Origin of the sequence: Undibacterium sp. Di27W (assembly GCF_049340345.1) — a bacterium.
In the GTDB taxonomy this organism is placed as follows: domain Bacteria; phylum Pseudomonadota; class Gammaproteobacteria; order Burkholderiales; family Burkholderiaceae_D; genus Undibacterium.
Genome location: NZ_JBMPOS010000009.1, coordinates 240364 through 253605 on the forward strand (window position 1 = coordinate 240364; position 13242 = coordinate 253605).

Genomic DNA, 13242 nt, shown 5'->3' on the forward strand with positions numbered 1-13242 from the left:
ACAATAAATAACGAATTCTTGCCATGAAATCAAATTCTGTTCCTGACTATAGCGACTGGGCTGATGGCCCGCCCCTGATTGCCTTGCGCAGTGAGAATGGGGCGGATGGCGATCAACAGTTTTTGCTGGGGACGCGGGAATATGACTGGCACAGCCATGTTCGCGGGCAAGTGTTTTGTGTGGAGAGTGGGTTGGTACATGTGCGCACCAGACATGGATCTTGGTTGCTACCGCCTCATCGTGCAGGCTGGATACCGCCAGGGCAGGCGCATCATGTGAGTGTCAGTGGGGCCATAAGTGGCTGGAGTGTCTTGTTGACCACCGCAGCCTGTGTGGATTTACCGGCCCAGCCCTGTGTCGTCAGCATTAATGCATTGATGCGTGCCTTGGTGGCGCGTGCGGCGAGCTGGTCTGCATTAGAGGAGCTGAGTCGTGAACAGGCAGCAGTGATCACGGTCTTGCTGGATGAATTGCGACAGGCACCGCATGAGGCCTTGCATTTGCCCATGCCTGCCAGCCATCGCTTGCGAGAGGTGACGACGGCGATACTGGCACAACCGGGGGGCAGCCTGGGTTTGCCTGAGCTGGCCAGCCTGGCCAGTATGTCTGTACGCACACTGAGCCGTTTGTTCCTGGCTGAAACAGGTATCAGCATAGGGCAGTGGCGTCAGCAGGCGCAGCTCTTGCATGCGCTGGAACGTTTGGCGGCAGGTGAAGCGGTGGCTAAGGTCGCTGATGCCCTGGGTTATGCGACACCGAGCAATTTTATTGTGATGTTCAGGCGTCACTTTGGGCAAGCGCCTGGCAAGTATTTTAGTCAGGCTTGATGGGTTTCTTGCTGGCTGCCGGTTTCTGCGTCGACTGGCAGAATGAAGAAGAATTCACTGCCCTGGCCTATGACGCTGGTGAAACCAATTTGCCCGCCATGGTGTTCTATGATGGCTTTGGAGATGCTGAGGCCCAGGCCTGTGCCGCTTTTTTTATGGAAGTCGGAAGAAATTGCCTGGGCAAATTTCTGGAAGATGCGGTCACGGAATTCATCGGCTATGCCTATGCCCTGGTCTATGATGGCGACGCGCAATTGTCCAGGCTGGGAGCTCAGGAGCACATCAACGCAAGCGCCCTGAGGTGAAAATTTGGCGGCATTTGAGAGCAGGTTGATGAGGACCTGGGTGATGCGGTCGGTATCTATCCTGACGATGTCTTCAGTTACCTCTGTCTGCAACCTGAGGCTGACCTGGTGCTGTTCTGCATAGGCGCTAGTCGCGGCGATGGCTTGTTCCAGCACAGGGATCAAATGTACTTGAGAAAAATTGAATTCCATCTTGCCGGATTCTATTTTTTCTACATCGAGAATGTCATTGATCATCCTGACCAGGCGCTGGCAATTTTTGGTGGCGATGTCGAGGATTTTTTCTGCACTCTCAGGCATTTTTCCTAATGCGCCGCCCATCAGCAAACCGAGCGCGCCGCGTATGGAAGTCAGTGGGGTACGCAATTCATGCGAGACGGTGGAGATGAATTCGTTTTTCATGACTTCGACTTTTTTGCGCTCGGTGATGTCGTAGGCAATATTGAGGAAACCGGAAATTTCTCCCTGGTTGTCTCTGAGCGCAGTGACCGAGAGCATGACGGGGAGGTGGCTGCCATCTTTGCGTTTGTAAGTCCATTCACTTTCATCTGCCATGCCATGCAGTGCGCGCAAGGCAAACACGGCAAACCCGGCTGTTACCGGCGTATCAAATTCCAGACTGAGTTTGGTGGCGCGGTTGGTCAACTCTGTGGGTTCATGCAGGCAGACTGGGGTTTGCAAACCTATCATTTCTTCTGCACTATAGCCGAGCATGAGTTCTGCCCCTTTACTCCAGACTTGTATCAAGCCTGCGGTGTCAGTGGCGATGATGGAAAAATTGGCACTGTCGAGTATGGCATTTTGCAGGGCGGTGGTCGCGGCAAGTTGGGTATTCAGAGCGAGGATGGCTTCTTCGGATTTTTTACGCTGGCTGATGTCTGTGCCGACGGTGCAGACACCGTAAATTTCACCCGATTCATTGCGCAGGGGGGTGAGCATGAGTATGTGGGTGGTGTTGAGACCAACTGCCGTTACGGCGATTTCTGTGCGACGTATGGTACCGGTCTGGATGACTTCATCCGACATGCGCATGTATTGTTCGGCTTTATCCCTGGGGAACAGATAATAGACACTGGTACCTATCAGGCTGGGGATATTGGCAGGTTTGAAGAGTTTGTCATATTCTTTGTTGGCGTACAGGTAGTTGCCATGCTTGTCGCGCAGGCAGACGGCTGATGCGGTGCTGTCCATGACGGCTTGCAGCAGCATGAGGTTTTCATACTGGGCAATTTCATCGCGCTTGCGCTGGGTGATATCCGTACCTACGCCGCAGGCACCAAAAACTTCACCGTCAGCGTTGATGAGCGGAGAACGGACGACAAGATAAGTGTGCATGCCATCTTTTTGTTGCACCATGGCTTCAGTGCGCAAGGCGGTTTTGGTGGCAATGACGGTTTGTTCTGCGCTACGGTATTTCCTGGCCAGCTCAGGTGGGAAAACATCTTCTATGGTCTGGCCTATCAATTGCTCGCGCTTCATCTGGAAGACGGTTTCATATTCCTTGTTGATGTAAAGATAGCGGCCATCAAGGTCACGTACGTGGATATACGATTCTGTGCCTTCCATGACGGTTTGCAACAGCAAGCCGCTGCGTATCAATTCTTCTTTGCTGGCTTGCAGTTCCAGTGTGCGTTGCCTGACTTTATGTTCAATATGATAGGCATTGCCACTGACGACCAGCAAATACACGCTGATGAGGCTGGTAAAAAACAACCCACCGATCAAGGTGGCCCAGGCCGACCACGATTGATGTAATTGCCAATAGGCAGGTGAGGGCTGGGCCAGGAATTCAAATTGATGGTCACCAAACTGGATGAGGGCGCGAAATCCAGGGGCTTTTGGCTGCTGGCCCAGGGTGTTATAGACATTGGCCTGGTCGACAGGGCTATTCAAATCACGCAGGCGGAACAGGACCTGTTTGCGTATGTCTTCAGAAAAAACATGCCTGACCAGCTCCTCAACTTGCAGCACGCTCAGTACCACGCCACGAAAAGCGGCCCGTCTTTCGTCCAGTGTAGAAGGCGAGCTGTTACGTGCATAAACAGGTGCAAAAATCAGGCTGCCAGTGACATCTTTTGCCCTGTCTGTCCTGATAATGTTGAGTGGTGAGGTGGTGCTGAGATGGCCGGTGTCCCGGGCTCTTTCTATGGCGGCTCTGCGGCCTGGTTCTGAGTAGAGATCAAAACCCAGGGCAGGGCGATTGCCAGTATAGGGTTCGACAAATTCAACCGGCAGATAAAACTCGCGCTCTGCTGCCGGACCAAAGAGATACTTGTCTATGCGCTGGCTGATGCTGAACGTGGTATAGCCTTCTGCCTTGAGCCTGGTCTCATAGGCTGGCCTGTCGCGCAGCATGACCAGCGGAGCCCAATCGACGGCAATGATGGTGCTCTCTCTCTCCAGGGTCGTGCTGACAAAATTATGGAAATCTGCCCTGGTGACATGATCCGTGCTGGCAAAGAAGCGTTCCATATTGCGCAGCAGCTCGCTCTGGGAATCAAATCTTTGCTGTATCGCCTGCGTCATGCGGCTGGCTTCGGTTTCAAATTCTTGTCTTTGCCGTTCAAGCTCTGACTCGCGTACATACAGAAAGACGGCAACCACGACGGATAGTGTCAGCAGTAAAGGAAAACCGACATTGAGACGGCGTGACTTCCAGATGGTGCGCGGATGGCCTATCAGTATCATGACGAGCGGCGCAACAATAAGAACGCCAAGAATGTCACCTACCCACCAGGTGAACCAGTTGCCAAACATGTCGGCTGCCGGCAGTAAACCCAGGCTGAACAGGGAGATGATGCCCACACTGGCATTGACCAGGCATCCAACCGGGCCAGCCAATAACAGGAAAAAGGCAACATGACGTTCGCCATCCAGCGCTGCGGGGTAGCCAATAAAGCGTTTTAGCAGATAAGCGCTGGCCATTGCCTGTAACATCGCGCCACTAGCAACCAGAAGCGCAAGTTCTATATTGCTTGCAGTGAGTTGTCCCTGGCTTTCCCAGCCTATCCACAAATTGAAGATACATGAGCCCAGGGCTACACCGGGCAAGAGGCGGTAACCGTTTGTCAGGACAGCAGTCACAGCTACACCTGCCGGCGGAAAGACGGCAATGGCATAACCAGGAGGAATTGCCAGCAGCAAGGCTATACGTCCAAACAGGATGTAGACGAAAGCCAGTAGCAGATTCCTCAATACCAGGGATAAGACATTGTTCAAGGATGATACGGGCAAGATACCTGGCTCCCTAGAATGAACACCTTATAGCGAAAAATTTGCTTTGAATAATTATATGACTGAAAGCAAGCCATTGTGATTTTATTCAACTTTTATTCAACGTAAGTATGCATTTGAGCATCTGTCTCGACTTTATTGTGTCAACACGGTCTGATTTTATTTTAGCTTTTCTTGCGCTGTTGCGGATATTTGTTGCTCAGTGAAGTCCTGGCTTGTTGGTAGCGTATGGAAGTGCTTGGAAATCGAAGTTAGTTTTGCGTTACCAGCGCAATGCCTATTAGCGCAAACAGTAGTTCGCCAGCCAGCACTGCACGAAACAAGATGTGAGGCAGACCATCTGCGATCATGCTGACGATGCGGCCGAATGCAAATCCCCCCATAAATACCGTCATTGCAATCAAGCTGGTCCTGCTTAAGTCAGCATTTGATGCCCCGCTGGCAAACAATAGAGCAAATGCAATAAATGCGCCGCCATAAGCAGCACGAATGGCGTGCGTGCCATTTGGAACGGTTAGCTGGATAGCTGGCAATTGCATCATTTTCTGCGGCGCAAACAAGTAAAGCAAGCCAGGAATACCGATGAAAGCAGTTGCCACCCACAGGGTCAGTTGAGTCGTGTTCATACCAGTCCTTTAATTCAGTTTTTGTTTCCATGCGGAAATTGATTCTTGCTGATGAGAAAGGTGCATGCTTTGCGCCTTTCTCCACAAGCTTTTTAAGACTTAAACCCAGCGCTTGATTGCATCTGCAGTATCGGTAGGAATGCTGTTGAAGCAAATTTTTGAATGTGGCGCGTTTGCATGCACGGCATTGACGACTTTCTCAAAAAGCAGGAAATTTGCTTCTACTTTGCGCACACCTGCGCCTATCATGATGCAATCAAAAGTTTTCTCACGTAAATACTTGCAGACTGTGTCGTATGCTGTATCTGCGCCAAAAATGTAAAGCAATTGTGCGTCATAGCCGAGTGCGATCAGACTATCCCTGTCACCTTCAAGCTGGGTTTTTAATTGCTCTTTGGTGAGCCCTGGCCAGGTGCTGTAATCAAAGGCATCCGGGCTCCAGCCTATCAAGGCAACTTTACTTTTACTCATTTTCAATTCTCCATGTATAGACAGTATTTCCTGGTGACCTGGTTTGTAAGCGCATTGCTCGCCCAGGGCAGGTTTGGATTTCCAGTGCTTGTTGAGCGTGTTACTGAGTACCATTTCAGAATAAATGCTTTCATGCATTGAAACGAACTGGGGTGTTGCTGTTCAGGCCTTGGTCATCTGGAAAGCATGGTAGAGTCACTAGCTAAATGAATCCAATGAAATGAGTTTTGTATTATTATGCATAATATGAATATTGCTCGTCCCGACTTGAACTTGCTTGTTATTTTCGATGCGGTAGCGAGCAAGGGTTCTGTATCAAAGGCAGCTGAACAGCTAGCCCTGAGTCAGCCGGCGGTGAGCCATGCGCTGAATCGGTTGCGCTATCTTCTGGATGACCCACTGTTCGTCAGGAGCAAGTCTGGATTTTTACCAACTCCTCGTGCCCTGGCAATGATAGGGCCGGTACGTGACATCTTGAGCGCGGCTGGTTTTGTGTTGTCCGGTCATGCATTTGACCCCAAGACGAGCAAGCATGTGTTTCGTATCGGTTCCAGTGATTATTCCAACACCACGCTGATTCCTGCGCTTGTGCAGGCTTGCAGGGTGGCGGCACCAAACATCACGCTGGACATTATTCCCGCAGGAAAAACTTCTTACGAGCAACTCGCAGCGGGTGAACTGGATTGTTCTTTCTGGGCTTCCCATGCCCCTGAACTGCCATGGCGCTCTTCGCATCTTTTTTCTGAACACCTGGTAGGCATGGTGGCGAATACGCATCCATTGGCGCGAAAATCAAGGAAGCAAGGTATTTCTCTGGATGAGTATCTTGCCTACCCGCACATCATTGTTTCTCTGCGCGATCCTGGCAAGAACCCGGTTGACGATGCACTTGCCCAGTTAGGACGTTCAAGAACTATTCGCGTGGTGACACAAAGTTTTTCCACCAATATGGCGTCTTTGGCTGGTAGCGATCTTATCGCCTCTCTGCCATCCCGGCTGTCAGATGATGCGCGACGTCAGAACATAGTCATGTTCGATTTACCGCTGGAATTGGTCAGCTATGATTACATGCTTGCCTGGCACAGGCGAACTGATACTGATCCTGCTGCTATCTGGTTGCGCATGCTCATAGAGCAAGTAGCCTTGCCAGATAAGCAGGTGCTGGCTGGAGACAAAGTCTCAAAAGGGAATGGGAAATAAGATGCAATAGTGACTTTTTTGGATTTGATAGTTTCTTTTTTTATATCAAGGGGCTGCTTAAGAAAAATTTGCACTGATTAAATAATCAGTATATAGTATTGTTCAGGGCGAGTTGCGCTCTGTTGCCAGACCGTAGTATCCCTCAGATAAAAACCACGAACCCTGCTTTGTAAAAAGTGGGGTTTTTGGTTTTTAAGTAATTGTTTTTATTAGGTATTTTTAATTTTTGAAAACTCTTATCTGGCTTGCTTTTTAGTTGTTGTTTTCTGGCTGTGATACTTGCATTAAATAGATAAGAAGAATTTGCACTGATTAAATAATCAGTATATAGTGTTGTTCAGGGCGAGCTGCGCCCTGTTGCCAGACTGTAGTATCCCTCAGATAAAAACCACGAACCCTGCTTTGTAAAAAGTGGGGTTTTTGGTTTTGAGCTGCAGGTTTTTCTTGAACCTCTGCGTCGTGTTTTCAGGGCGTTTTCCTGTGAATATTGGGACTTAAGAAAAATTTGCACTGATTGTATAATCAGTATATAGTTCTGCTCAGGGCGATTTGCGTCCTGAAGAATTTGAAGTCCTTAGATTTGATCTGGCCCCGCTACTGTAAAGCAGCGGGGCTTTTTGTTTTCTGCGTTTGGCTGATAAGTCGTGTTGGTGAGTTTCATGAATGAGCGCAGAAAATTGACAGAATTGCGCCGCACGACATGCTTGTGCTGGTGCTCAGGCTTTTACCTGTTTGTGATAGCAAGCGTATCACCCTACACATAGTGCTGACCATACTGAACGCGAAGCAGCAGACAGGTAAATCTTTTTGGGCGTTGACGGGAATCATGGGAATGTGCGCCTGTGATTGTAGTCCGTGCAGCCGTGCAGATGCGCTGCCCATGGTTCCCGGACGGGCCAAAGCTAATCAACCTGGAGCAGGACAAGCCGCAAGGCATCCTGGAAATAAATGAGTGAAAGCAAAATTGTGAAGGCTGCTGTTGCATCTGAGATGGCGACCAAGCCTGCTGCCAAAACACGTGGACGACCAAAGAAAGCAGTCAGTCTATCGACCTTGACAGCCAGGGATGCGATTGCCAAAGCAGGGGAGGAACTGGGCGGTGCCTTGCGTCTGGCGCAATGGGCGCGGGAAGATCCGACCAATGAAAAAGCTTTCTGGACGGTTTTGTATTTGAAAATTTTACCCTTGCAAGTGAATGGTGCAGGTGAAAACGGCGAACATCTGATTAGCGATATCGCCATCAAACTGGTTAAGCCGAATGCAGATTGAATGCGAGTTTCCTGAAAAGCTGGAATTTCTATTCCAGCCAGCGCGTTACAAGGTGGCGCGTGGCGGGCGCGGCAGTGGCAAGTCCTGGGGCTTTGCCCGCGCCTTGTTGTTGCTGGGTGTGCAGAATGTGGAGCGGATTTTATGCGCACGTGAATTGCAGAAATCGATCAAGCAGTCTGTGCATCAGTTATTGCGTGATCAGATTGCAGCGCTAGGCTTGAGTCATTTCTACCAGGTGTATGAATCAGAAATTCGCGGCATGAATGGCACGCGTTTTTATTTCAGCGGCTTGTCTGATCAGACGGCTGACAGTATCAAGTCTTTTGAAGGTTGCACCAAGGTGTGGATAGAAGAAGGCCAGAGTGTGTCGGACAGATCATGGAGTATTTTGATACCGACGATACGCACGGCAGGCTCAGAAATCTGGGTGACTTATAACCCTGAACTGGAAACCGATCCTACTCATCAGCGCTTTGTCGCACGACCACCGCATGACTGTGTTTCGATTTTGATGAACTGGCGTGATAATCCATGGTTCCCTGAAGTGCTGGAAAGAGAAAGGCAAACCTGCATGCAGCGTGAGCCTGAAGCTTATAAAAATATCTGGGATGGTGAATGTAAACCGGCAGTCAGTGGGGCGATTTATTACCACGAAGTTGCTGGTGCTCAGGGCAGGATTTGTCATGTGCCGTATGACCCCATGCTGAAAGTGCATGTGGTGGTTGATCTGGGCTGGAATGATGCGATGGCGATCAGCCTGGTGCAAAGGCAAAGTTCGGAATTGCGGGTGATTGAATATCTGGAAGACAGCCATCAGACGCTGGATTATTACTCGGCCTTGTTGAAGAAAAAAAATATGAATTGGGGGAAATTATTTTTACCCCATGACGGCCGCAACAAGGACTTCAAGACTGGTAAGAGCGCAGAAGAAATCATGACGGCCTTGGGCTGGGATGTGGCGATCACACCAAGCATGAGTGTGGAAGATGGCATACGCCTGACGCGCATGACATTTGGACGCTTGTGGTTTGATGCAGACAAAACTGCACGCCTGATTGAATGCGTGAAGCGTTATCGCCGTGTGATTAATCAAAGCACGAATGAAGCTGGCGCACCCTTGCATGATGAGTTCAGCCATGGTGCGGACAACCTGCGCTATATCTGCATCAACGCAGAGGCGATGTCGAATGAAGAATGGGGCGGCAAACTGACTTACCCTAAATTTACTTATGCATAGAGGATGAAATGGCTAAAGCTTTATCTCAAGACGAATTGAAAGCACTGGTGCAAACAGAAATGCGCCAGAGCCTGGGTTATTCATCTTCACGTTTGTCGCAAGCCAGGCAAAAGGCGGAATATTATTATCTGGGCCAGGCGGTGGGGGATTTGTCACCACCAGAAGTGGATGGCCGTTCGTCGGTAGTATCTACAGATGTGCGTGACACCATAGAGTCGATGCTGCCGCAATTGATGGTAACGTTTTGCGGCGGTGATTCGATAGTCGAGTTTGAACCACAAAACCCGGACGATGAAGCCAGGGCCAAGGCAGCGACTGAGTATATCAATTACCTGTTCTTTAAAAAGAACAATGGTCACAAGATAGCTTATGTGTGGATGAAGGACGCTTTGTTGCAAAAAAATGGCATCGTCAAGGTGTGGTGGGATACGCGCTTTGAAGAGGCGAAAGAAGAATATAAAGGTTTGAACCAGATAGAGTTGGCGCAAATTCTGGATGACCCAGAAATTGAGGTGATAGCCCAGCAGGCTTATCCCGATGAGGATGATGCTAAACAGCGCCAGCAGGCAGTCGAAGAGATTAGCCAGCAAATCAATCAGCAAATGCAGCAGGCGAGGCAGGCACCTCAGGCACCACAAGCACCACAGGCACCTCAGGCAAATGTTCAGCAACCCGGACAGCCGCCTGGTCAGCCAAATATGCCGCCAGCTAATCCAGCGGTGCAACAAATGCAGGCGCAGTTGCAGCAAATCCAGTCACAGCCACCTGAAATGTTGTACGACATTACTTGCAAGCGCGTGAAGACTGGCGGCAAGATACAGATCGATAATGTGCCACCTGAAGAATTTCTGATCGCGCGCAATGCCAAGGATATACAGACTGCCAAGTTTGTCGGGCACAGGGTGCAGCGTACGGTATCTGAATTGAAATCCATGGGTTACAAGAATGTGGACAATATCAGCGGTGAAGACCAGGGACAGGCAGTCAATCTGGAACGTATTGAACGACTGAGCTGGAATGATGAAAATGCCTACCTGTCAGATGAGGTAACGAATGCTGATGAAAGCCAGCGCAAGATCTGGATAACTGAGGCTTATGTGCGTTGCGATTTTGACGGTGATGGTATCAGTGAATTGCGCAAGGTGACAGTAGCCGGCAATGAGTTGCTGGACAATGAAGAGGTAGATTTCATTCCCTTTGTTGATATTACGCCTGTGCCATTGCCGCATACTTTCTTTGGACTGTCGATTGCCGATCTGGCGATGGAGAGCCAGAAAACCAAGACCAGTATTTTGCGTAGCCAGCTTGATAATCTGTATCTGAACGTCAATGGCCGCTATTACGCCGTAGAAGGCCAGGTGAATCTGGATGATTTGCTGACTTCACGCCCTGGCGGTGTGGTGCGTATCAAGCAGCCAGGTGCAGTAGGCAGGCTCGATCAGGCGCAGGGTAATACAGGTGAGGCCATGGGTTTGCTGGACTATATACAGCAAGACCTGGAAAACAAGACGGGCTGGACACGTTATAGCCAGGGAAATGATGCTGATGGCCTGAACCAGACTGCGCAGGGGATGAATATCATCACTAATAAAGCAGACATGCGCCTGGATTTGATCTCGCGCAATTTTGCGGAAGGCTTTACTGAATTGTTCAAGCTGATCCTGAAGCTGATATGCCAACACCAGGACAAGAAGGCGTTAGTCAGGTTGTCAAATGCCTGGGTAGATATTGACCCGCGGGAATGGCGAAATCAGTTCGATGTGAGTATCAATGTCGGCATAGGCCTGGGTAATAAAGATCAGAAAGTGAATCATTTGATGGCTTTGTTGGGACAGCAGGAAAAAGTTTTCCCTTTGGGGATAGCCAACCCGCAAGGGATTTATCAATCCAGCTCTGAGCTTGCGCGCTTGCTGGGTTTTAAGAATGGCGACAAGTTTTTTAACGATCCATCTAAGAACCCACCAGCAGCTCCGCCGCCACCTCCTCCTGATCCGGCACAAATGCAGATGCAGGCTGATCAGCAAAAGACACAGATGCAAATGCAGGCCAGCAAGGAAAAACACATGATGGAGATGCAAATGCGCGAGCGTGAGCTGCAGCAAGAAGCGATGCTGCGTGAGCGTGAATTGCAACTGGAAGCGCAAAAACAGCAGGCACAGGCGCAAAATGATATGCAGGAACGTCAGCATAAAGCCCAGCTTGATGCGCAACTGGCCCAGCAACGCATGGAGTTTGAGCGCTGGAAAGCGCAACTGGAAGCAGAAACAAGAATGATGGTTGCCCGTATTGCTGCGGAAGCGAAGATGCAGCCACGAACACAACTGGATGCCGGTATAGATGAGATGACGGGAGTGAATGATGAGCACATATGAGCAACGGGTACACGCAGCCAGCCGCGCCAGAGAAGTGCTGGAGAATGAAGCCTATCAGCAGGCATTTGCTGATATAGAAAACGAGGTCACAGAAAAATGGAAAAACTCACCAGCACGCGACGCCGAGGGACGGGAAAAACTCTGGATGTATCTGGCCATGTTGAAGAAACTCAAGAGCCAGCTCGACACGACACTGGAAACCGGCAAGCTGGCGCAACTGGAAGTGGAGCACAAGCAAGGCCTGATGTATCGTTTGAAGAATTGGTGAAGACGGTACAAGGTTTTAATGGTTGGAAAGATTCTATTGCAATGGCCTTTCATCCGCATCCCAAGATAGCGATGATACAGACAGCCAAGGGCTGGGTCAGGGTGTCATGTGGTGAGGCTGCCTATCAGCTTAATAGTGGTGAACTAGTAAAAATCTAGTGGACTGTAGCAGTTGAAGCAGAAGTGAAGGGTGCGTGCCCGGCGAACCAGGGCAAGGCGCAAAGCACATCGATAGTGGGACTATCGAGAGCATTTGCAACGCAGTCATGCGTCGGCGCGCACGTGACAGGCACCCTGCTTTCAACTGATATAGTTCACTTTTAACGGTCCGGCGCACTGGATGGCCGCAGCAGCGGCTTTTCTGCCGGATAAATCTTAACGCCGCGAGGCGCCGGGAATGGGTGGAAGTCCCATTCATTGATTGGAGATGGAATATGGATAATCAGGCAACTGAACCCACAAGTAGTGCTTTGAATGTAGATGGTGCAGCACAAGCCATGGGCGCTTTTCTGGAACCGCAGGCACATGAAAAAAGTGCCCAGGCTTTGGAGAAGGAAGTACTGGATGACCTGAGTGGTCGGAGAGACAGGAATGATAGCGTGTCTGCCGAACCAGCCATTGAGGACACAGAACAGGACTTGTATGCCGGGGACGATGAGGCGGTCACCATTGTAGTCGATGGCAAGACCGTCAATTTGTCCAGGGCAGAGCTGGCAGATGCCTATAAAAATGGCTTGCGTCAATCCGACTACACCAGAAAGACCATGGAAGTGGCTGAGCAGCGCAAGGCTGCTGACGCTGAAATCCAGCGTGCCACCCAGGAACGCCAGGAATATGCCAGCAATCTGCAAAAGATGGCGGTACAAATTGAAGGCGCCTTGAGCCAGCAACAGCAGATAGACTGGGAACACTTGCTGGAGAATAACCCCGCAGAATATCTGAAACAGCAGCACCTCTATCAAAGGAGACAAGCGGCCTATCAGAAAAATATTCAGCAACAACAACACCTGGCGCATATTGCCCAGGCTGAGCAGGCGCAGCATCTGGAGTCTGTGCTCCATACGCAGCAAGAAGAACTTCTTGCCAAGCTACCGGACTGGAAAGACAGCAGAAAGGCTGAGGCTGAAAGTAATGCCATTCGTCGTTATTTACTTGAGCAAGGTTTTGAGCATCAATTGGTGGACAGTATTGCTGACCACAAGGCAGTTTTACTAGGGCGTAAAGCCATGCTGTACGACGCCATGATGTCTAAAGCCAATGCGGCGGCCAAACGTGTGACGAGCATACCGCAAAAGGTAGTCAGACCGGGTGTGGGCGAATCACCCGGCGGTGATGGTCGTCAGGCTGCCATGCAGCGTCTTGCCAAATCTGGCAGGGTTGAAGACGCAGCTTCCCTTTTTGCAAAATTTATTTAAGGTCGTGAGACCCCGGAGA

11 protein-coding genes are annotated in these 13242 nt (G+C 50.2%); 8 read left to right on the forward strand and 3 right to left on the reverse strand.

Annotated features, from left to right (window positions below; genetic code table 11):
* Positions 1–23 precede the first annotated feature (23 nt).
* Positions 24–827, forward strand: a complete 804-nt coding sequence (locus tag ACO0LF_RS19180) for an AraC family transcriptional regulator (RefSeq protein WP_423016865.1) — start codon at positions 24–26, stop codon at positions 825–827.
* Here ACO0LF_RS19180 and ACO0LF_RS19185 read toward each other — a convergent pair.
* The 3 genes from ACO0LF_RS19185 to ACO0LF_RS19195 all read right to left on the reverse strand — a co-directional run bounded on the left by ACO0LF_RS19185 (position 818) and on the right by ACO0LF_RS19195 (position 5463).
* Positions 818–4366 carry a CHASE domain-containing protein gene (locus tag ACO0LF_RS19185; RefSeq protein WP_423016867.1) on the reverse strand — a complete coding sequence of 1183 codons (3549 nt, stop codon included), beginning with the start codon at positions 4364–4366 and terminating at the stop codon, positions 818–820. The genes ACO0LF_RS19180 and ACO0LF_RS19185 overlap by 10 nt on opposite strands.
* 251 nt (positions 4367–4617) lie before the next feature.
* On the reverse strand, positions 4618–4992 hold the full coding sequence (locus ACO0LF_RS19190; RefSeq protein WP_423016869.1) for a DUF4345 domain-containing protein: 375 nt from the start codon (positions 4990–4992) through the stop codon (positions 4618–4620).
* 99 nt (positions 4993–5091) lie between these two features.
* A complete protein-coding gene (locus ACO0LF_RS19195) occupies positions 5092–5463 on the reverse strand; it encodes a hypothetical protein (protein WP_423016871.1) in 372 nt (123 codons plus the stop codon).
* Positions 5464–5709: 246 nt separating this feature from the next.
* Here ACO0LF_RS19195 and ACO0LF_RS19200 point away from each other — a divergent pair, with 246 nt between their 5' ends.
* The 7 genes from ACO0LF_RS19200 to ACO0LF_RS19230 all read left to right on the forward strand — a co-directional run bounded on the left by ACO0LF_RS19200 (position 5710) and on the right by ACO0LF_RS19230 (position 13223).
* Positions 5710–6663: a LysR family transcriptional regulator gene (locus ACO0LF_RS19200; protein WP_423016873.1), complete on the forward strand. Its 954-nt coding sequence runs from the start codon at positions 5710–5712 to the stop codon at positions 6661–6663.
* Positions 6664–7611: 948 nt separating this feature from the next.
* Positions 7612–7932: a hypothetical protein gene (locus ACO0LF_RS19205; protein ID WP_423016875.1), complete on the forward strand. Its 321-nt coding sequence runs from the start codon at positions 7612–7614 to the stop codon at positions 7930–7932.
* Positions 7922–9169: a PBSX family phage terminase large subunit gene (locus tag ACO0LF_RS19210; protein ID WP_423016877.1), complete on the forward strand. Its 1248-nt coding sequence runs from the start codon at positions 7922–7924 to the stop codon at positions 9167–9169. Before ACO0LF_RS19205 ends, ACO0LF_RS19210 begins: the two co-directional genes overlap by 11 nt.
* 8 nt (positions 9170–9177) lie before the next feature.
* Complete coding sequence (locus ACO0LF_RS19215) at positions 9178–11541, forward strand: portal protein (RefSeq protein WP_423016879.1); 2364 nt, start codon at positions 9178–9180, stop codon at positions 11539–11541.
* Positions 11525–11809, forward strand: a complete 285-nt coding sequence (locus tag ACO0LF_RS19220) for a hypothetical protein (protein WP_423016881.1) — start codon at positions 11525–11527, stop codon at positions 11807–11809. The genes ACO0LF_RS19215 and ACO0LF_RS19220 overlap by 17 nt, the downstream gene beginning before the upstream one ends.
* Positions 11806–11967, forward strand: a complete 162-nt coding sequence (locus ACO0LF_RS19225) for a hypothetical protein (protein WP_423016883.1) — start codon at positions 11806–11808, stop codon at positions 11965–11967. Before ACO0LF_RS19220 ends, ACO0LF_RS19225 begins: the two co-directional genes overlap by 4 nt.
* Before the next feature lie 275 nt (positions 11968–12242).
* The gene (locus tag ACO0LF_RS19230) at positions 12243–13223 is read left to right on the forward strand and encodes a hypothetical protein (RefSeq protein ID WP_423016885.1); all 981 of its coding nucleotides are present in this window, start codon (positions 12243–12245) and stop codon (positions 13221–13223) included.
* Positions 13224–13242: the final 19 nt, after the last annotated feature.